The sequence below is a fragment of the Pseudomonas ovata genome, assembly GCF_003131185.1.
Classification (GTDB): Bacteria; Pseudomonadota; Gammaproteobacteria; order Pseudomonadales; family Pseudomonadaceae; genus Aquipseudomonas; species Aquipseudomonas ovata.
The window spans coordinates 1-19,330 of sequence record NZ_QFFU01000002.1 but is presented as its reverse complement, the minus strand read 5'-3'; the positions used below and the strand labels follow the sequence as shown (position 1 = coordinate 19,330).

Below are 19,330 nucleotides of genomic sequence, written 5' to 3'. Positions count from 1 at the left end.
ACTGTCCCACTCTGAACGCAAAACGCCCCGCCATCACTGGCAGGGCGTTTTGCGTTCAACCTTCATTCAATCGCCATACCGCAACCGCGCCGCACGGCGGGCTTCGCTCTGGCCGCGGGTTGCCAGGCAATAGTACAGCGGCACTGTCACCACCAGGCCGACCAGCCAGGACAGGTCGGCGCCTTCTATATAGTGGGCATAGGGCCCGACATACAGCGAGGTATTGGCGAACGGCAGTTGCACCAGGATACCGATGCCGTAGGCGACGATGGCGTGCGGGTTGAAGCGCCCGTAGATGCCGCCGTCGTTACGAAAGATCGACTCGATGTCGTATACGCCGCGCTTGATCACATAGAAGTCGATGATGTTGATCGCCGCCCACGGCACCAGCACGATCAGCAGCGCCAGGATCAGGCCGATGAACTTGCCGATGAAGTCGCCCGAGGCGCTGACCGCCACCAGGCAGCAGCCGGTGAGGACGATGGCCGAGAGGATCACCCGCAGTTTGATGGTCGGCGTCCACTGGCCGGCGAAGGTCTGGATCGAGGTGACGATGGACAGGACCGCGCCATACAGGTTCAGGGCGTTGTGGCTGATGATATTGAGCAGAAACAGCACCATCAGGATCGGCCCCAGCCAGCCCGTGGCCTGCTTGACCGCGACCATGGCCTCGGTGCCTTCAGGGGTCGCCAGGGCCGCGACCATGCCGAAGCTGAACGAGGCGATGGTGCCCAGGCTGGCGCCGAAGTACGTGGCCCAGAATGGTTTGCCGATGCCGATTGCCTTGGGCAGGTAGCGCGAGTAGTCCGAGGTGTAGGGCGAAAAGCTGATCTGCCAGATGATCCCCAGCGACAAGGTGGCAATCCAGCCGGCCGCATTGAAGCCGCCGCGAATGAAAAAGTCGTCCGGCAAGTCCTGCATGAAAATCATGGTAAAACCGGCCAGCAAGGCGGCACCCATCACCCAGGTGCCGATGCGGTTCAGGGTGTGGATGAAGCGGTAGCCGATCACGCCGATGGCGGTGGCACTGAGCGCGCCGATGATAATGCCGGTGGGCAGCGGCACCGAAGGCGCCAGGCCCTGGATGGATTTACCCGACAGCACGATATTGGAAATGAAGAACCCGACGTAGATCAACGCGGTGATGAACACGATCAGCAAGGCGCCGTAGCGGCCGAACTGGCCACGGCTCTGGACCATCTGCGGGATGCCCAGTTGCGGGCCCTGGGCCGAGGCCAGGCCGATCACCACGCCGCCAATCAGGTTGCCCAGCACGATGGCGATCAGGCCCCAGAGGAAATCGAGTTGAAACACCTGCACAGCCATCGCCCCGGTGACGATGGGCAAAGGTGCAATGTTGGTGCTGAACCACAGGGTAAACAGGTCGCGGGCCTTGCCATGGCGTTCGGCCGGCGGCACGTAGTCGACAGTGTGGTTTTCAATGAGCGGAGCTGCTGCGCTGTTCTGGGACATAGGACGATCTCGAAACCGATGGTCGGGCGCCTGTAAAGGCACCGGATGACGAATCCACCGGGCGCTGCGGCTTTTCCAGGGTGAACGGATGCACTGCCGGTGCAGACAGGCAGAAATCGGATTCACGGGGATCAGAAAAGCGGCAGGCCCGATGCCTTACGCACAGACGCAGTCAAGACGTCTGGCAGTAGAGAAGCCAAATCGAGTGACACTGGGCAGCGGGGTGCCGGACACCCCTTGTTTGATATGAAAAAACATCGTCTCGCCTGAATTTGTTGTTGTGCAGAGCCAAACCATGCAGCGCCCCATTCGGGGGCCGGAATGAGTATGTCGCAGTGGGCCATGTCAAACATGCCATGCACCGCGCTGATAACACCATATTATGGTATGCCAAATTTTTGCAACCCCCGCTCATCATGTCTTGGCCCTGCTGCAAGACTGACATAAACGTTTCAGCGCCTAACCCGATCGGGCTGAAAGGCCTACGCTGCAAGGCCTGAAGCCTATTGAGCAGTGAGAGAGTGAAGGTGCCTGGCCAGAAAAAATCCTTGCCAAGAAAGTATTACGGTATACCATCAGACAGACAAGAAATCGCTTCGGCACTGCCCAGAGGTCCTCAATGATCGACCCGAATGTCTACAAGAACGTCATGGGTTCCTTCCCTTCCGGCGTTACCGTCATCACCACGCTGGACGACGACGGCGAGGTGGTCGGCCTGACCGCCAGCGCCTTCAGTGCCCTGTCGCTGGAACCGGCCCTGGTGCTGTTCTGCCCCAACTACAGCTCCGACTCTTACCCGGTGCTGATCAAGAACAAGCGTTTTGCCATTCATCTGCTTTCGGCGGACCAGCAAGCCTGTGCCTACGCTTTTGCGCGCAAGGGCAAGGACAAGGCCAACGGGCTTGACTGGACCCTGAGCGAGCTGGGCAACCCGTTGCTGGCCGGAGCCACGGCCATCATCGAATGCGAGCTGTGGCGCGAATATGAAGGTGGCGACCACGCCATCATGGTCGGCGCCGTCAAGAACCTGATCCTGCCCGCGCAGCCTGTCGAGCCGATGGTGTATTGCCGCGGCAAGATGGGCGGCCTGACGATCGCCGCATAAGCGGCCTCGCCCACGCAAAAACGGTACATCAAATACAGGCCCCGCCCCATTCACTGCCGGGCGCCACGACAGACCGAGGTAACGTCATGAAATTTTCGTTGTTCGTGCACATGGAACGCTGGGATGAGCAAGTCAGCCACCGTCAACTCTTCGACGACCTGACCGAGCTGACCCTGCTGGCCGAAAAAGGGGGCTTCAGCACGGTCTGGGTCGGCGAACACCACGCCATGGAATACACCATTTCCCCCAGCCCCATGCCGATCCTGGCCTACCTGGCGGCACGCACCACGACCATCCACCTGGGCGCCGGCACCATCATCGCGCCGTTCTGGCACCCGCTGCGTGTGGCCGGTGAATGCGCCCTGCTCGATGTGATCAGCAACGGGCGCATGGAAGTGGGCCTGGCGCGTGGCGCCTACCAGGTCGAGTTCGACCGCATGGCCGGCGGCATGCCCGCCTCCGAAGGCGGCAAGGCCCTGCGCGAGATGGTCCCGGTGGTCAAGGCCCTGTGGGCCGGCGACTACGCCCACGATGGCGAGATCTGGAAATTCCCCACCTCCACCAGCGTACCGAAGCCGGTCAGCACCCCACCGATGTGGATCGCCGCCCGTGACCCGGACTCGCACAACTTTGCCGTGGCCAATGGCTGCAACGTGATGGTCACGCCGCTGATGAAGGGCGACGAGGAAGTGCTGGACCTGAAGAACAAGTTCCAGGCCGCGCTGGACAACAACCCCGACGTGCCACGCCCGCAACTGATGGTGCTGCGCCACACCCACGTACACGCCGTGGACGATCCGGACGGCTGGAAAGTCGGCGCAGCGGCCATCAACCGCTTCTACCGCACCTTCGATGCCTGGTTCGGCAACAAGACCGTACCGGCCAACGGCTTCCTGGAACCCAGCCCGGAATCGAAATTCGCCGAGCGTCCTGAGTTCGAGCTGGAGAACATCCGCAAGAACACCATGATCGGCACCCCGGAAGAAATCATTGCGCGCATTCGCTATTACCAGGAACTGGGCGTCGACGAGTTCAGCTTCTGGTGCGACAACAGCCTGCCGCACGCCGAGAAAAAGAAATCGCTGGAGTTGTTCATCCAGCATGTGGTGCCGGCGTTTCGTTAATCGGCTTTAGATCGCTTCGCGACCGTTGGTCGCTCCCACGGTGTACCCCTGTAAGGTGCATTCTCGTAGGAGCGACCGCAGTCGCGAACGCCTGTTCAGGCAATACAATTTTTGATAATTGACTGGCCCATCGCGACCGTTACAACCACACCGCATCCCACAAGGGATAATCACCTACCCGCTGCACCAGCCCTGCACGCAATGGATTGGCAACGATGTAACGCGCCGAAACCATTATCTGTTGTTCATTACGCATCGCCCGATCGTGGTAACCCGCCTGCCACAATGTGCGCTTCGTCGGCTGATCCTGAAAGACTGCCTTGGCACTTCGCGACTTCATCTGCTGCATCAATAACGGCAACGAATGCTGCCGCAACTCCACCAGCCAGTGAAGATGATCGGGCATGACCACCCAGGCCAGTGAAGTGGTCCAACCCTGCTCGTCGTAATACCGCAAGGCGTTGACGACCCGACGCCCCAACTGAAAATCCTGGAACACCGGTTGACGGTCCTTGACCACTGAAGTCAACAGATACACCTGACCAACCTGCGAATGGCGCCCGAGCCTCAGGCGCCTTGTCATTGCATGCTTCGACATTCCCTTGTCCTCGCCATGAAAGCGCTCATCCTGCCGCTTCATCGCAAGGCTTATCCCGGTCAGTCGTTTCTATTTATGAACATCAGGTCCTGTGGGAGCGACCATCGGTCGCGAATGCGGAAAACCGGGCACTGTGAATGCCCGGTTCATGCCAGTCCCGTCACAGACGCTGCTCGCGTCTGCGAAGGCTGCAATCACCTCAGTACTGCGAACCCGGAATCCAGCTGGTCCCCGCCAGCGGGACACGGGCCATGGCCGCCGATTCCACGGTCAGGGCCACCAGGTCCTCGGGGTCGAGGTTGTGCAGGTGCGACTTGCCGCAGGCGCGGGCCATGGTCTGGGCTTCCAGCACCAGTACGCGCAGGTAGTTGGCCAGGCGGCGGCCGCCTTCGACCGGGTCCAGGCGCTTGGACAGCTCCGGGTCCTGGGTGGTGATGCCGGCAGGATCCCGGCCGTTCTGCCAGTCGTCGTAGAAACCGGCCGCCGAGCCGATCTTTTTCAGTTCTTCGTCCAGACGCGGGTGGTTGTCGCCCAGCGCGATCAGGGCGGCGGTGCCGATGGCCACCGCGTCGGCCCCCAGGGCCATGGCCTTGGCCACGTCGGCGCCATTGCGGATGCCGCCGGAGACGATCAACTGCACCTTACGGTGCATGCCCATCTCTTGCAGCGCCTGCACCGCTTGTGGAATGGCCGGCAGGATCGGGATGCCCACGTGTTCGATGAACACTTCCTGGGTGGCCGCGGTACCGCCTTGCATGCCGTCGAGCACGATCACATCGGCGCCGGCCTTCACGGCCAGTTTCACGTCATAGTAAGGACGGCTGGCGCCGATCTTGACGTAGATGGGTTTTTCCCAGTCGGTGATCTCGCGGATCTCGGCGATCTTGATCGCCAGGTCGTCGGGGCCGGTCCAGTCCGGATGGCGACAGGCCGAACGCTGGTCGACGCCGATCGGCAAGGTGCGCATGCCCGCCACGCGCTCAGTGACCTTCATGCCCAGCAGCATGCCACCACCGCCCGGCTTGGCGCCCTGCCCCAGCACGATCTCGATGGCGTCGGCCTTGCGCAGGTCATCGGGGTTCATGCCGTAGCGTGACGGCAGGTATTGATACACCAGATGCTGCGACTGGCCACGCTCTTCCGGGGTCATGCCGCCGTCGCCGGTGGTGGTGCTGGTGCCGGCGATGCTGGCGCCACGGCCCAGGGCTTCCTTGGCGTTGGCCGACAGCGCACCGAAGCTCATGCCGGCGATGGTCACCGGAATCTTCAGGTGCAAGGGCTTCTTGGCGAAGCGGTTACCGAGGATCACGTCGGTGCCGCATTTTTCGCGGTAGCCTTCCAGCGGGTAGCGCGACACGCTGGCGCCGAGCAGCAGCAGGTCGTCGAAGTGCGGCAGCTTGCGCTTGGTGCCGCCGCCACGGATGTCATAGATACCGGTTTCGGCGGCCCGCTGGATTTCCTGGATGGTCAGGCGATCAAAGGTCGCCGACTCGCGCAGGACCGGGGCTTTGGGAGTGGTGGAATCGCTCATGGTCTTGCTCCTGGATCAGTACGCGCTGGCGTTATCGACTTTGAAGTTGTACAGCTGGCGAGCCGAGCCGTAGCGTTTGAAATCGGCAGCGTTCTCTTTGAAGCCGGCGCGATTGAGCAGCATCTGCAATTCTTCGATGTGTTCGGGCCGCATCTCTTTTTCGATGCAGTCCGAGCCCAGCGACTCGACGCTGCCCTTGACGAAGATTTTGGTTTCATACAGCGAATCGCCCAGCGCATCGCCGGCATCGCCGCAGACCACCAGGCGCCCGGCCTGGCCCATGAAGCAGCTCATGTGGCCGATGCTGCCGCCGACGACGATGTCGATGCCTTTCATGGAGATGCCGCAACGGGCGCCGGCATCGCCTTCGATGACCAGCAGCCCGCCATGGGCGGTGGCGCCGGCGGCCTGGGAGGCGCTGCCCTTGACCCGCACATAGCCGCTCATCATGTTCTCGGCGCAGCCCACGCCGACGTTGCCGTGCACGGTGATCGAGGCTTTCTGGTTCATGCCGGCGCAGTAGTAGCCGGCATGCCCCTGGATGTCGATGGACACCGCTTCGTTGACACCCACGGCCAGGTTATGGGCGCCGTTGGCGTGGGTGACCACCCACTCGCGGTCTTGCACGTTGTTGACCTGGTCGTGCAGCGCCTGGTTGAGGTCACGCACGGTGGCTACGGATAGATCGATGGTTTTCATGCTGCGTGCTCCTTAGGCCGACTCGCGTTCCCAGATGTACATGGTGGCGGGAACGGGTTCCCAGACTTTGGCCTTCTCGATGCCCGGCAGGCTCGACAGCGCCTGGTATTCGGAGGCCATGGCGACGTAGTCGTCGGTTTCGGCAAGGATCGCCGGCTTGCAGGCAATCGGGTCGCGGATCACCGCAAAGCCGTTGCGGGTGCCGATGGCGAAGGTAAAGAAGCCGTCCAGCGCTTCGAGCGAGTTGTCCAGGGCCTGCTTGAGCGAATCACCCTGCTGCAGACGCCAGGCCAGGTAACCGGCGGCCACTTCAGTGTCGTTCTCGGTCTCGAACTGGATGCCTTCGCGGCGCAGTTCCTGGCGCAGGCGAAAATGGTTGGACAACGAGCCGTTGTGCACCAGGCACAGGTCGGCGCCGGTCGAGAACGGGTGGCTGCCTTCCATGGTCACGGCGCTTTCGGTGGCCATGCGGGTGTGGCCGATGATGTGGCTGCCTTTCATCGAGGCCAGGCCGAAACGCTCGGAAATTTCCTTGGGCAAGCCCATGCCCTTGAGGATTTCAATGCTCTGGCCGGCGCTCATGATGCGCACGGTCGGTGCCAGTTCGGTGAGCGCTGCACGCACCAGGGCTTCTTGGGCCTTGATTTTCAGGACGATGGCGCTGGCGTTCTGGAACCAGTCCAGCTCGGCCTCGATGTGCTCCTGCAAGGCGCTGATCAGGGCCTTGAAATCATAGCCTTCGGTGGTGGCCTGCAAGGTCAGCTTGACCCAGCCATCGGCCACTTCATCGCCATAGATGGCAAAACCTGCACTGTCCGGACCGCGGTCGGTCATGGCTTCGAGCATCGGCTCGAACAGTTTGCCGAGCTGGGACTCCAGCGCCGGGTTCTTCAGGTACAAACCAACAATCCCACACATACGGGCCTCACTTTGTTCGGCAGAGGTCAGTTGCACGCTTCACGCTGCAAGCTGATCGGGTTGATACGAAAACAGGTGCAACGCCACGAACCGCTGTTACTGGCCGCTTGTGGCTTGAAGCCTGGGGCTTAGAAGAATTCGGTGTAGCGCTTCACTTCCCAGTCACTGACGTGGCGGCTGTATTCCACCCACTCCATGCGCTTGAGCTTGATGAACTCGCCGACGATTTCCGGGCCCAGCACTTCGCTGAACAGCGGGTCGGCTTCCAGAGCGTCGCAGGCTTCCTTGAGCGATTGCGGCAGGGTCTTGATGCCGCGGGCGGCGATCTCTTCCAGGCTCAGCTTGTAGAGGTTCTCGTTGCACACCTGGTCGACCTGCAACTGGCGGTCGATGCCGTCAAGGCCGGCGGCGATGATCGCGGCGCTGACCAGGTACGGGTTGCAACCGGCGTCGGGCAGGCGGAACTCCAGGCGGCCGTAGGGCACACGCACCATGGCCGAGCGGTTGTTGGAACCGAAGGCAATAAAGGCTGGCGCCCAAGTGGCACCGGACAGCGAGTTACCCACCACCAGGCGCTTGTAGGAGTTGACGGTGGGCGCGGCGAAGGCGCACAACGCCGGACCATGGGCCAGCAGACCGGCGGCAAAGTGATAAGCCATCTTCGACAGGCCCATGCCGCTCGGGTCGCTGGCGTCGTGGAACAGGTTCTTGTTGGTGGCGCTGCTGATCGACAAGTGGAAGTGCATGCCATTGCCGGCGCGCTTGGGGTCCGGCTTGGGCATGAACGAGCAGATCATGCCCATGTCGTTGGCGATCTCGCCGGCGGCCATGCGGAAGAAAGTAAAGCGGTCGGCCGACTCCATGGCGTCGCTGTAGGTGTAGTTGATCTCGAACTGGCCGTTGGCGTCTTCGTGATCGATCTGGTAGATGTCAAAACCCACCGGTTGCAGCGCTTCGGTCAGGCGCTCCAGAAACTCGCGGGACCGCGACAGGCCCTTGTAGTCGTAGCACGGCTTGTCCAGGTCATCGCTGGCGTCGACCAGTTGCAACTTGCCGGTCACGTCGCGCTTGAACAGGCTGAATTCCGGCTCCAGACCGGTATTGAGGGTCCAGCCCCGGTCACTGAGGCGCTCGACCTGCTTTTGCAGCACATAACGGCTGTCATAAGGCCAGGGCTTGCCATCGACGTGACCGATGCAGACCACCCGGCCATAACCCGGCTGCCACGGCACCGGCGTCAGGGACGCCAGATCGCCCTTGGCCATGAAGTCCGGGCCATGGGGCTCCATGCCCATGCCGCAGATGGCGAAGCCGGCAAAGCCGGCGCCCGCCTCGGCCACCATCTCCAGGCCGTTGACCGGCACCGATTTGGTCTTGGACGAACCGTGGATGTCCACGAACTGAGCCAGCACATACTTGATGCCGTGCTCCTGGATCAGACGCTGTGTTTCGGGTGGCAACATGAGGCTTGACTCCTGGTCGTAAGCAAAGGCTTGAAGGTAGGAACCCGGTTTCACTGCATGGCAATCATCTTATTCCATTCAGGAAACTTACTTTCCCATCAGGAATGCAAGGTGCTTGCCAATCTGCCCACCCACCCTTGAAACGGGTTTGAAAGGGGTTTTTCTTCTGTATATATGGGAAACTCTTTTTCCCACTGCGAATAATCCAGCGGCCGAGATCACGGCGCAGGGATCAATGCACTTTCACAGTGCGAAATAAAAATTATTGAACGGAAACCGTGCACGCCTTATGACCGACCAAGACCCACCCAAGCTCAAGCTTGAGCAATACCTGGGCATCCAGATCAAGCGCCAGCGCCAGGCGCAGGAACTCAAGCTCGCCGACGTGGCGCGCATTGCCGGGATCAGCCAGGGCATGTTGAGCAAGATCGAGAACGCCCAGGTGTCGACCAGCCTGGACAACCTCAGCCGCCTGTGCGACGTGCTGGGCATGCCCATGTCCAAGCTGTTCAGCCAGTACGACCAGCAAGGCAGCAGCGCGCTGCTGGTCAAGGCCGATGAAGGGCTGGAGGTGGTGCGCCGCGGCACCGAGAAGGGCCACACCTATCATCTGCTCAACCACACCCGTGGGCCGAAGAAAAGCTTCGAGGCCTACATGGTGAGCATGGACGACGCCAGCGAAGAGTTCCCGACCTTCTCCCACCCCGGCACCGAATTCCTGCACTTGCTCGAAGGCGAGCTGATCTACCGCCACGGCAACCAGCTGTATCGCATGCAGGCCGGCGACAGCCTGACCTTCGACGGCGACATCCCGCACGGGCCGGAGCAACTGGTGCAGGTGCCGATCCGCTTGTTGTCGATCATGAATTACGGCGAGTCCTAAAGGCGGCACGCTGTCGCACAGCAAACATGGGGCCCGGTAGGAGCGCGCTTGCCCGCGACCGAGTGCGCAGCGCTCGCAAAAATCTCGAAAACGCTGAAAATTTACGACTGCTACGCAGCCGGTCGCGGGCAAGCGCGCTCCTACAGACAGTCACCTCACGTCTGACTCAGAAAATTCCCTTCAAGAAAAAAACTTTCCAGATTTATCTGGACGGGCCGGCTGCTTTCACCTATAAAACCGATCTCAAGAATATTTAATTCTTATCAGGAATTTTTATTCACCCCTGAAAATCATTTTTACCCTTGAATTTTTCGCCCTGCGCCAAGCTGCCGCCACTTTCCGAGGACGTGCCATGCAACACGAAAAGAACCATTTCATCCTGAAGATCAGTTGCCCGGCGACCTCCGGCATCGTCGCGGCGGTGACGTCGTACCTGGCCGGCAATGGTTGCTACATCGGTGAAATGGCCCAGTTCGATGACGAGTTCAGCGGTCGGTTCTTCATGCGTGCAGTGTTTCGCTTCAACGACGGTCATCAGGGCGATATCCAGCAGCTCAAGGCCGGCTTCACCGAGGTCGCCGGGGCCTTTGCCATGGACTGGGAGCTGCACGACACCCGTGAGCCGATGCGCGTGCTGCTGATGGTCAGCAAGTTCGACCATTGCCTGACCGACCTCTTGTACCGCTATCACAAGGGCGAGATGGACATGACCATCACCGCCATCGTCTCCAACCACCTCGACCTGCGGCCCATGGCCGAGCGTGAAGGCATCCGCTTCATCTACCTGCCGGTGACCAAGGACAACAAGGCCGCCCAGGAAGCGGCGCTGATGCAGGTGGTCGACGACACTGGCACCGAACTGGTGGTGCTGGCGCGCTACATGCAGATTCTTTCCGATGACCTGTGCAAGCAACTTTCAGGCCGCGCCATCAACATCCACCATTCGTTCCTGCCTGGCTTCAAGGGCGCCAAGCCCTATCACCAGGCCTACGAGCGCGGCGTGAAGCTGATCGGCGCTACTGCGCACTACGTCACCAGCGACCTGGACGAAGGCCCGATCATCGAGCAGGAAGTGCAGCGGGTCGACCATGTCTACCTGCCCGGTGACCTGGTGGTCGCCGGGCGCAATACCGAAACCGTGGCCCTGTCCAAGGCGGTCAAGTACCACCTTGAACACCGCGTCTTCCTCAATACCGACAGAACGGTGATCTTCCGGTGAATATTTCCAAGCTGATTGATGGCAAGGCCGCCGCCGCCCGCGTGTTGCAGCAGGTCAAACACGACGTACTGGCCCTGCAAACGCAAGGCATCACCCCGGCGCTGGCAGTGATTCTGGTCGGTGAAGACCCGGCCAGCCAGGTGTACGTGCGCAACAAGATCCTGCGCGCCGAGGAATGCGGCATTCGCTCGATCGAACATCGCCTGGACGCCGATTGTCCGCAAGACCGGCTGCTGGCGCTGATCGCCACGCTCAATGCGGACCCGGCGGTCAGCGGCATCCTCTTGCAGTTGCCACTGCCGGCACACATCGAAGAAACCCGCGCCCTGCAAGCCATCGACCCGCGCAAGGACGTCGACGGCTTTCACAGCGAGAACGTCGGCGGCCTGAGCCAGGGTCGCGATGTGCTGGCACCCTGCACCCCCACCGGCTGCATGTACCTGCTGGAGCAGACCCTGGGCGACCTGACCGGCAAGCATGCCGTGGTGATCGGTCGTTCGAACATCGTCGGCAAGCCCATGGCCGCACTGCTGCTCAAGGCGCACTGCTCGGTGACCGTGGTGCACTCGCGCAGCACCGATGCCCGGGCCCTGTGCCAACTGGCCGACATCGTCGTGGCCGCCGTGGGCCGCCCACGCATGATCGACGCCAGCTGGCTCAAGCCGGGCGCGGTGGTCATCGATGTCGGCATCAACCGCATCCAGGACGGTGACCGCAGCCGGCTGGTGGGCGATGTCGATTTCGACAGCGCCCTGCCCCAGGCATCGGCCATCACCCCGGTGCCCGGTGGCGTAGGCCCCATGACCATCGCCTTTCTGATGCACAACACCGTGACCGCCGCCCGCCAGCAGGCGCAGGCCCAGGTTCAGCCGCATAACAGCCCGTCGGAGGCCGCATGCCTTTCAGCCTATTGAAATACGGGCTCAGCTCGGAATATCCGGTCGACGTCGACCTGCCGGCACCCAAGGACCTCAAGCCGTCCTATGACGTGGTGATCATTGGCGGCGGCGGCCACGGCCTGGCCACCGCCTATTACCTGTCCAAGTACCACGGCATCACCAACATTGCGGTGCTGGAAAAGGGCTACCTGGGCGGCGGCAACACCGCGCGCAACACGGCGGTGATCCGTTCGAACTACTTAACCAGCGAAGGCGTGCGTTTTTATGCCGAGTCGGTGCGCATGTTCGAGGGCCTGTCGAACGAATTCGACTTCAACATCATGTACTCGCATCGCGGCCAGCTGACCCTGGCGCACACCGATGCCACCGTACGCTCATTCCGCCAGCGCGCCGAGGTCAACAAGCATTTTGGCGGGCGAACCGAGATGCTCGACCGCCAGCAGATCCGCGAGCTGGTGCCAAGCCTGAACCTGGACCCCGGCCACCTGCCGGTGATCGCCGGTCTCTGGCACATCGACGGCGCCACCGCCCGGCATGACGCCGTGGCCTGGGGCTACGCCAAGCAGGCGGCCAAGCGCGGGGTGGAGATCCACCAGCTCACTGAAGTGCAGGAGCTGGTCATCGACAACGGCACCATCACCGCAGTCAAGACCAATCGCGGCACGATCAAGTGCGGCTGTGCGGTGCAGGCCGTGGCGGGCATGAGTTCGCAAATGATGAAAAAAGCCGGCATCCGCTCGCCGATCCAGACCTTTCCGTTGCAGGCGATGGTCACCCAGCCGTTCAAGCCGTTTCTCGATCCGCTGGTGAGTTCCTCGGCGCTGCACTGCTACGTGCAGCAGACCAGCCGTGGCGAGGTGGTGTTCGGTGGCGGCTCCGATCCGTACCCGCTGTTCAACACCCGCTCGACCCTGGATCTTAAGGAAAGCCTGCTGGCCCACGCCATCGAGATGTTCCCGTTCCTGGCCAATGCCAAGCTGATGCGCCAGTGGGCCGGGATCACCGACATGACCCCGGACTACAGCCCGATCATGGGCCTGTCGCCGGTCAAGAACTATTACCTGGACGCCGGCTGGGGCACCTGGGGCTTCAAGGCCACGCCGATCTGCGGCAAGACCATGGCTGAACTGGTAGCCAGCGGCGGCCAGGTGCCGGCGTTGATCAAGCCGTTCGGCCTGGAGCGGTTTTCAACCTTCCAGCAGGTCAATGAAATGGGCGCCACGGCGGCCAGCCACTAACCGCCTTTGAGCAGGAGCAACCGATGAAAGTCATGACATGCCCCCTCAACGGGCCGCGCAATATCAGCGAGTTCACCTACGGTGGCGAGTTCAAGGTCATGCCCGACCCGCAGACCTGCAGCGATGCCGAGTGGGCCGACTATGTATTCAACAGCGAAGACACCCTGGGAGTGGTTCGCGAATGGTGGATGCACACCCCGTCCAGCTACTGGTTCCTGGCCGAGCGCCACACCGGCAGCGATGAAATCCTGCGCACCTTCGACCCTCGCGAACTGTTCGACCGCCGGGTCGAGTTCACCACCGCTGCCAAGGAGATCGCAGGATGAGTACTGCCAACCGCCTGCCTGCGCCCATGGGCCTGCTGATCGACCGTGATCAGCCACTGGCCTTCAGTTTCGACGGCAAGACCTACCAGGGCCTGCAAGGCGATACCATCGCCAGCGCCCTGCTCGCCAACGGCCGCTACCTGCTGTCGCGCTCGTTCAAGTACCACCGCCCGCGCGGTCCGCTGAGCATGGCCGGGCAAGACGCCAATACCCTGGTGCAACTGCCCCGCGAACCCAACGTGCTGGCCGATACTTTCGCCTTGCAGGCAGGCCTGCAGGTGACCGGGCAGAACTTCAACGGCTCGCTGGACAACGACAAGGACGCCTTGCTCGGCAAGTTCTCCAGATTCATGCCAGTGGGCTTCTACTACCGCTCCTTTTACAAGCCCAAGGGCATGTGGAAGGTCTGGGAACCGGTGATCCGCAAGAAAGCGGGCTTGGGCGTGCTGGACCTGACTTTTCAGCCAGAGTATTACGACAAGGCCTACCTGTTCACTGACCTGGCCGTGATCGGCGCCGGCCCTGCGGGTTTGCAGGCCGCATTGACTGCCGCCAATGCCGGGGCCAAGGTGCTGTTGATCGAGCAGCAGCCGATCCTCGGCGGCTCGCTGACCTACGCCCGCTTCGACCTGCACGGCCAGCGCGCCGAACAGCTGCGCCGCGAGCTGGTCACGGCCGTGGAAAGCCACGCCAATATCCAGGTGCTTAAAACGGCCACCTGCAACGCCTGGTTCACCGACAACTACCTGCCGGTGATTCAGGGCAAGCGCATGTACAAGGTGCGCGCCACCCAGTGCCTGGTGTGCAGCGGCGCGTTCGACCAGCCGGTGATCTTTCGCAACAACGACTTGCCCGGCGTCATGCTGACCAGCGCCGCCCAGCGCCTGATGAAGCTGTACGCGGTCAAGCCCGGCCAGCGCGCCGTGGTGCTGACCGGCAACGATGACGGCTACCTGGCGGCCCTGGACCTGCACGACCAGGGCGTACAGGTGGCGGCGCTGGCCGACATGCGCAACCAGCCTTCGGACCGCGCCCTGCTGGTCGAGCTGGAAAAGCGCGGCATTACCTGCCACACCAGCACCACCGTTTATGAAGCCCTGCACGAAAAAGGCATGCGCCACGTCAGCGGCGTCGAGTTGCGCAAGATTACCGGCCAGGGCCAGGTGGCCAGCGCCGGCTCGGTGGTCGACTGCGACCTGCTGTGCATGTCCGGCGGCTACATGCCGGCCTATCAGTTGCTGTGCCAGGCCGGTGGCAAGCTGGCCTACAACGACCAGAACGCCGGGTTCACCCTCAGCGGTCTGCCGGCCAACCTGCGCATTGCCGGTTCCGTGCATGGTTACTACGCGCTGGACAACGTGTTGGCCGATGCCATTCATGCCAGCGCCGAAATCGTTGCCAGCCTGGGCCTGGACAACGTCACCCGGCCGCTGCCGCTGGCCGGCGAGGCGCCGGTCAACTTTCCCTGGCCGATCTTCCCGCACCCCAAGGGCAAGGATTTCGTCGACTTCGACGAAGACCTGCAAGTGCAGGACATCATCAACGCCACGCGCATCGGCTACCGTGACGTGCAACTGGTCAAGCGCTATTCCACCGTCGGCATGGGCCCTTCGCAGGGACGTCATTCGGCCTTGCCGACCGCCCGCCTGGTGGCCGCCGCGACCCAGCGCAGCGTCAGCGAAACCGGCGTGACCACCGCGCGCCCGCCCTTCGAGGCCGAGAAACTGGCGCATGTGGCCGGTCGCGCGTTCGACCCGTACCGGCAGACGCCGATGCACAGCCGCCATGTGCAGGCCGGGGCGAAAATGATGCCCGCCGGCATCTGGCAACGCCCGGCCTACTACGGCAAGGCCACCGAACGCGATGCCTGCATGCAGGCCGAAGCCCACCATGTGCGCACCCGGGTCGGCCTGATCGACGTCTCGACCCTCGGTGGCCTGGACGTGCGCGGCCCGGACGCGGCCGAGCTGCTCAATCGTATGTACACCTTCGCCTTTCTCAAGCAGCCGGTGGGTCGCTCGCGCTATGCGCTGATGACCAACGAGCACGGCGTGGTGATCGACGACGGCGTGTGCGCACGCTTTGCCGACAACCACTTCTACGTGACCGCCACCACCAGCGGCGTCGACCGCATCTACCAGCAGATGCTCAAGTGGAACGCCCAGTGGCGCCTGAACGTCGACATCGCCAACGTCACCGCCGCCATCTCGGCGGTCAACCTGGCCGGGCCCGATTCGCGCAAGGTGCTGGAACAGCTCTGCACCGACCTGGACCTGTCCGCGGCAGGCTTCCCGTACCTGGGCGTGCGCCAGGGCACGGTTGCCGGGATCAAGGCGCGCCTGCTGCGGGTCGGCTTCGTCGGTGAGCTAGGCTACGAGATCCACGTGCCGGCCCGGCATGCCGTGCAGCTGTGGGATGCGTTGATCGAGGCCGGCAAGGCCTTTGACATCAAGCCCTTCGGCGTCGAGACCCAGCGCCTGCTGCGCCTGGAAAAAGGCCATGTGATCATCAGCCAGGACACCGATGGCATGACCCACCCGGCCGAAATCGACATGGGCTGGGCGGTCAGCCGCAACAAGCCGTTCTTTGTCGGCCGTCGCTCGGTGGACATCCTCGAAGCCCAGCCGCAAAAGCGCAAGCTGGTGGGCTTCACCCTGCCCCGGAACAGCCCGCAACCACTGGAAGGCCATCTGGTGCTGCAAGGCCCGGACATCAGCGGCAACGTCACCTCGTGCGAGTACTCGCAGACCCTGGGCAAAATCATCGGCCTGGCTTATGCGGCCTTCGACCAGAGCCAGCCCGGCCAGCAGATTCCGATCCGCGTCGAGGACGGCGTGGTGGTCCAGGCCACCGTGGTGCCCTTGCCTTTCTTCGACCCTGAAAACCTGCGTCAGGAGCTTTGACCATGTCCAGCCTTGTCACTGAAACACCGGCGCCACAACGCCTTGTCGAGACCGGCGCACAGCCCTTGTGCACCCTGCTGGACCTGACTGACCTCGCCCGGGTCGGCTTTCGTGGCGCGCAAAGCGCCGAGTACCTGCTCAGGCGCGGCTTCCAGTTGCCCGAGGCGCCCAACCGCGCCGTGACCCAGGCCGACGGCAGCCATGTCGCACGGCTGTCGCAGACCGAGTACTTCATTCTGGGCAGCGCGGCCGACCAGGGCATGCGCATCGCCGACGAAGAAGCGCGCTGGGAAATGGATCACTTGGCCAACTACCTGCTGCCGCGCCAGGACAGTCATGCCTGGCTGCAACTGTCGGGTGTGGCCATCAGCGAGGTCATGGCCAAGCTGTGCGGTGTCGACCTGCGGCCCCATGCCTTCGGGCCGGGCGCAGTGGCGCAGACCTCGGCGGCGCGGATCAACGTGATCGTGATCAATGTCGGCGCGCAATTGACGCCGTGTTTCCAGATCCTGTTCGACCGCTGTTCGCGTACGTATTTCAAGGCTGCGCTGAGCGATGCGATGGCCGAGTTCAGCTAATACCTGAATCATCAGAACAACACCCCTCGCCTTGGCCCGCCAGGGCGGCGCAGTAGATGCCCGATCTGTGGGAGCGACCAACGGTCGCAAAAAGACTTGGCATGATCCACTGTGGCCTTCGCGACCGTTGGTCGCTCCTACGTGGGGTATATACGGGGGTTATACATGATGGAAACCGCGGACAAAGACACCGACTACAGCGTCCCGGCCCTGGCCCGGGGCCTGAGCGTGCTGGGGCTGTTCAATGCGCAGGTGCGCTCGCTGGGCATTCAGGACATCGCCGAGCAACTGGGGGTCAGTACCTCGGCGATCTACCGCATCCTGTTCACCCTCACGCATATGGGTTACCTGAACAAACGCAACACCCAGTACGAACTCGGTGCACGGGTGATCAGCGACGGTTTCAGCTACCTGGCCAGCCGCGATATCGTCGAGGTGGCCATGGCACACCTCAACGAATTGCGCGACAAGACCTCGTTATCGTGCCACCTGAGCATTCGCGAGCACACCGACAGCCTGTACCTGTACCGGGCCTTCGCCGCCCAGCGCTTGTCGGTGAACATTCCGGTCGGCACCCGCATCGCCTGCCATTGCACCGCCATGGGGCGCATGCTGCTCACCGAGCTGGATGACCGCCGCCTGGCCGCGCTGTACCAGCACATTCGCCTGGACGATTACCCGGCGCCGGCACCGCGCACCCTGCCCGAACTGCAAGCCACGATCAGCGAGGACCGCGAGCGCGGCTGGGTGCTGCACCGCTCCGATTACTCGACGGCTATCGCCACCTCGATCAAGGATCATACCGGTGCGGTCACGGCGGCAATCAATCTCTCCGGCCCTGACGCAGTCATGGACTCGCAAGGCGCGCAGGCACGTTTTCAGGATCTGCTGATGGCGTGTCGTGAACGCATCAGTGAGTCGCTGGGTTACCGGGAATGATTTTCAGACTTAAATCGTCAAGTTGTCTTTATCGGTTAAAGAATCAACGTGTCGCGCCGAAATTCTAAGATGTACGTTACAGCCCAAGGCCTTGCCGAGACCGGCACGCGACGTGCATCAGCAGTGGTGACTTGCGATGTATAAAAAGAATTCCGGAGCCTAAATGAATATCAAGCAAAAGCTGACAGGGGCCTTCGCGGTCATCGCGTGCCTGCCGATCGTCGTTGTCGCCAGCATTGTGATCGTCAACCTGCGTAACGAGGCCACGGAAGATTTCGTCGACAACAGCGGTCGTGAGATCCGCCAGGTCGAGAACGCCATGCAGTTGTTCTTCGATGGCATCAGCCAGAACATCGAATACCTGGCGGCCAACCCGCTGCTGACCAACGCCGGCAACGGCCTGAAAAGCTATATGACGCCTGAGCAGCAAGGCCTGCCGGACTCCGAGGCCGACAAGAACATCCTTGCGCTCTTTGACGGCCTGGGCAAGAGCCACCCTTCCTATTCATATATTTCCTACGGCCTGTCCAACGGTACTTACGTGCCATGGCCGGTCGACCAGAAATTCAGCAACTACGACCCGCGCGTACGGCCTTGGTACAAGACCGCGCTGGCCAACCAGGGCAAGACCCTGCGCACCGATGCTTATTACTGGGCGCCGGACGATGCGGTGATGGTCGCTACCGTGCGCGCCATTCCCAATGCCTTGGGTAATCCAGGTGGCGTGGTGAGTATTGATGTGACGCTCAAGCAACTGACCAACATCGTCAAGCAGATCAAGCTGGGCGAGACCGGCTACCTGATGCTGATGGAAAACACCGGCAACGTGCTGGTCGACCCCAAGAACCCCGAGCATAACTTCAAGAAGCTCGGTGAACTGGGCGGTGGCTTCAATGAACTGGCCAAAACCCAAAAAGGCCTGATGGAAGTCGAGCTTGATGGCGAGCGCTACATGGCCAATGTCTACCCTGCCGACAAACTGGGCTGGAGCTTCATCGGCCTGATCCGGCAGGACGAAGTCATGGCCTCGGCCAATCATCTGACCTGGCTGATCGGCATTATCGCCGCCGTGCTGGCCGTAGTCTTTGCCCTGGTCGGTGCCAGTTTTGCCAGCCTGATCGTGCGCCCGATCAACAGCGTGTCCACCGGCCTTGAAGGCATTGCCCAGGGTGAAGGCGACCTGACCGTGACCCTGGCGGTGCGCGGTAACGACGAAACCGCGCAACTGGCAGGCTGGTTCAACCAGTTCCTGAGCGCCATCCGCAGCCTGATCCAGCACATCGGCCAGGCCGCCACGCGCATTCTTGATTCGTCGCAGAGCGCCACCCGCGTGTCCGGTGACATGGCCGAAGCGGCCAACCGCCAGCGCGAAGCGGTGGACATGGTCTCCACGGCGTTCCATGAAATGGTCGCCACCGCCAACGAGGTCGCCCG

Annotated in this window: 17 protein-coding genes; 11 read left to right on the top strand and 6 right to left on the bottom strand. The window is 62.2% G+C overall.

The window, feature by feature from the left end; genetic code table 11:
• Nucleotides 1-66: 66 nt before the first annotated feature.
• Nucleotides 67-1,473: a purine-cytosine permease family protein gene (locus DGA31_RS03180; protein ID WP_056839717.1), complete on the bottom strand. Its 1,407-nt coding sequence runs from the start codon at nucleotides 1,471-1,473 to the stop codon at nucleotides 67-69.
• A 619-nt stretch (nucleotides 1,474-2,092) separates the two neighbouring features.
• Here DGA31_RS03180 and DGA31_RS03175 point away from each other — a divergent pair.
• Nucleotides 2,093-2,578: a flavin reductase family protein gene (locus tag DGA31_RS03175; RefSeq protein WP_109511521.1), complete on the top strand. Its 486-nt coding sequence runs from the start codon at nucleotides 2,093-2,095 to the stop codon at nucleotides 2,576-2,578.
• An 86-nt stretch (nucleotides 2,579-2,664) separates the two neighbouring features.
• The gene (locus tag DGA31_RS03170; protein WP_056839715.1) at nucleotides 2,665-3,702 is read left to right on the top strand and encodes an LLM class flavin-dependent oxidoreductase; all 1,038 of its coding nucleotides are present in this window, start codon (nucleotides 2,665-2,667) and stop codon (nucleotides 3,700-3,702) included.
• Between the two features lie 139 nt (nucleotides 3,703-3,841).
• Here DGA31_RS03170 and DGA31_RS03165 read toward each other — a convergent pair whose 3' ends face one another.
• From DGA31_RS03165 to glnT, 5 genes are all read right to left on the bottom strand, one after another.
• The gene (locus tag DGA31_RS03165; protein ID WP_109511825.1) at nucleotides 3,842-4,300 is read right to left on the bottom strand and encodes an REP-associated tyrosine transposase; all 459 of its coding nucleotides are present in this window, start codon (nucleotides 4,298-4,300) and stop codon (nucleotides 3,842-3,844) included.
• A 199-nt stretch (nucleotides 4,301-4,499) separates the two neighbouring features.
• Nucleotides 4,500-5,831, bottom strand: a complete 1,332-nt coding sequence (locus tag DGA31_RS03160) for an FMN-binding glutamate synthase family protein (protein ID WP_056839714.1) — start codon at nucleotides 5,829-5,831, stop codon at nucleotides 4,500-4,502.
• Nucleotides 5,832-5,846: 15 nt separating this feature from the next.
• Nucleotides 5,847-6,530 carry a GltB/FmdC/FwdC-like GXGXG domain-containing protein gene (locus tag DGA31_RS03155; RefSeq protein WP_056839713.1) on the bottom strand — a complete coding sequence of 228 codons (684 nt, stop codon included), beginning with the start codon at nucleotides 6,528-6,530 and terminating at the stop codon, nucleotides 5,847-5,849.
• Between the two features lie 12 nt (nucleotides 6,531-6,542).
• Nucleotides 6,543-7,448, bottom strand: coding sequence for a class II glutamine amidotransferase (locus tag DGA31_RS03150; protein WP_056840160.1), 906 nt, complete (start codon nucleotides 7,446-7,448; stop codon nucleotides 6,543-6,545).
• Nucleotides 7,449-7,576: 128 nt separating this feature from the next.
• Nucleotides 7,577-8,911 carry a type III glutamate--ammonia ligase gene (glnT, locus tag DGA31_RS03145; RefSeq protein ID WP_056839712.1) on the bottom strand — a complete coding sequence of 445 codons (1,335 nt, stop codon included), beginning with the start codon at nucleotides 8,909-8,911 and terminating at the stop codon, nucleotides 7,577-7,579.
• A gap of 289 nt (nucleotides 8,912-9,200) precedes the next feature.
• Between glnT and DGA31_RS03140 the strand changes: the two genes are divergently transcribed.
• The 9 genes from DGA31_RS03140 to DGA31_RS03100 form a co-directional block, all read left to right on the top strand.
• Nucleotides 9,201-9,794: a helix-turn-helix domain-containing protein gene (locus DGA31_RS03140; RefSeq protein WP_056839711.1), complete on the top strand. Its 594-nt coding sequence runs from the start codon at nucleotides 9,201-9,203 to the stop codon at nucleotides 9,792-9,794.
• Nucleotides 9,795-10,146: 352 nt separating this feature from the next.
• Nucleotides 10,147-11,013, top strand: coding sequence for a formyltetrahydrofolate deformylase (gene purU, locus DGA31_RS03135; RefSeq protein WP_056839710.1), 867 nt, complete (start codon nucleotides 10,147-10,149; stop codon nucleotides 11,011-11,013).
• Nucleotides 11,010-11,927 (top strand): bifunctional methylenetetrahydrofolate dehydrogenase/methenyltetrahydrofolate cyclohydrolase FolD, encoded by a 918-nt coding sequence (folD, locus tag DGA31_RS03130; RefSeq protein WP_109511520.1) that lies wholly within the window; start codon nucleotides 11,010-11,012, stop codon nucleotides 11,925-11,927. The genes purU and folD overlap by 4 nt, the downstream gene beginning before the upstream one ends.
• On the top strand, nucleotides 11,909-13,150 hold the full coding sequence (locus DGA31_RS03125) for an FAD-dependent oxidoreductase (protein ID WP_056839708.1): 1,242 nt from the start codon (nucleotides 11,909-11,911) through the stop codon (nucleotides 13,148-13,150). Before folD ends, DGA31_RS03125 begins: the two co-directional genes overlap by 19 nt.
• A gap of 23 nt (nucleotides 13,151-13,173) precedes the next feature.
• Complete coding sequence (locus DGA31_RS03120) at nucleotides 13,174-13,476, top strand: sarcosine oxidase subunit delta (RefSeq protein WP_056839707.1); 303 nt, start codon at nucleotides 13,174-13,176, stop codon at nucleotides 13,474-13,476.
• Nucleotides 13,473-16,379, top strand: a complete 2,907-nt coding sequence (locus DGA31_RS03115) for a 2Fe-2S iron-sulfur cluster-binding protein (RefSeq protein WP_109511519.1) — start codon at nucleotides 13,473-13,475, stop codon at nucleotides 16,377-16,379. The genes DGA31_RS03120 and DGA31_RS03115 overlap by 4 nt, the downstream gene beginning before the upstream one ends.
• Nucleotides 16,380-16,381: 2 nt before the next feature.
• Nucleotides 16,382-16,957, top strand: coding sequence for a sarcosine oxidase subunit gamma (locus DGA31_RS03110; protein ID WP_109511518.1), 576 nt, complete (start codon nucleotides 16,382-16,384; stop codon nucleotides 16,955-16,957).
• A 165-nt stretch (nucleotides 16,958-17,122) separates the two neighbouring features.
• The gene (locus DGA31_RS03105; RefSeq protein ID WP_109511517.1) at nucleotides 17,123-17,896 is read left to right on the top strand and encodes an IclR family transcriptional regulator; all 774 of its coding nucleotides are present in this window, start codon (nucleotides 17,123-17,125) and stop codon (nucleotides 17,894-17,896) included.
• Nucleotides 17,897-18,059: 163 nt separating this feature from the next.
• Nucleotides 18,060-19,330, top strand: a 1,271-nt coding sequence (locus tag DGA31_RS03100; protein WP_109511516.1) for a methyl-accepting chemotaxis protein, incomplete at its 3' end; no start/stop codon positions are given.

Coding starts and splice junctions, on each gene's coding strand:
- DGA31_RS03180 (WP_056839717.1), bottom strand. CDS start 1,473: ATGTCCCAGAACAGCGCAGCAGCTCCGCTCATTGAAAACCACACTGTC.
- DGA31_RS03175 (WP_109511521.1), top strand. CDS start 2,093: ATGATCGACCCGAATGTCTACAAGAACGTCATGGGTTCCTTCCCTTCC.
- DGA31_RS03170 (WP_056839715.1), top strand. CDS start 2,665: ATGAAATTTTCGTTGTTCGTGCACATGGAACGCTGGGATGAGCAAGTC.
- DGA31_RS03165 (WP_109511825.1), bottom strand. CDS start 4,300: ATGTCGAAGCATGCAATGACAAGGCGCCTGAGGCTCGGGCGCCATTCG.
- DGA31_RS03160 (WP_056839714.1), bottom strand. CDS start 5,831: ATGAGCGATTCCACCACTCCCAAAGCCCCGGTCCTGCGCGAGTCGGCG.
- DGA31_RS03155 (WP_056839713.1), bottom strand. CDS start 6,530: ATGAAAACCATCGATCTATCCGTAGCCACCGTGCGTGACCTCAACCAG.
- DGA31_RS03150 (WP_056840160.1), bottom strand. CDS start 7,448: ATGTGTGGGATTGTTGGTTTGTACCTGAAGAACCCGGCGCTGGAGTCC.
- glnT (WP_056839712.1), bottom strand. CDS start 8,911: ATGTTGCCACCCGAAACACAGCGTCTGATCCAGGAGCACGGCATCAAG.
- DGA31_RS03140 (WP_056839711.1), top strand. CDS start 9,201: ATGACCGACCAAGACCCACCCAAGCTCAAGCTTGAGCAATACCTGGGC.
- purU (WP_056839710.1), top strand. CDS start 10,147: ATGCAACACGAAAAGAACCATTTCATCCTGAAGATCAGTTGCCCGGCG.
- DGA31_RS03125 (WP_056839708.1), top strand. CDS start 11,909: ATGCCTTTCAGCCTATTGAAATACGGGCTCAGCTCGGAATATCCGGTC.
- DGA31_RS03120 (WP_056839707.1), top strand. CDS start 13,174: ATGAAAGTCATGACATGCCCCCTCAACGGGCCGCGCAATATCAGCGAG.
- DGA31_RS03115 (WP_109511519.1), top strand. CDS start 13,473: ATGAGTACTGCCAACCGCCTGCCTGCGCCCATGGGCCTGCTGATCGAC.
- DGA31_RS03110 (WP_109511518.1), top strand. CDS start 16,382: ATGTCCAGCCTTGTCACTGAAACACCGGCGCCACAACGCCTTGTCGAG.
- DGA31_RS03105 (WP_109511517.1), top strand. CDS start 17,123: ATGATGGAAACCGCGGACAAAGACACCGACTACAGCGTCCCGGCCCTG.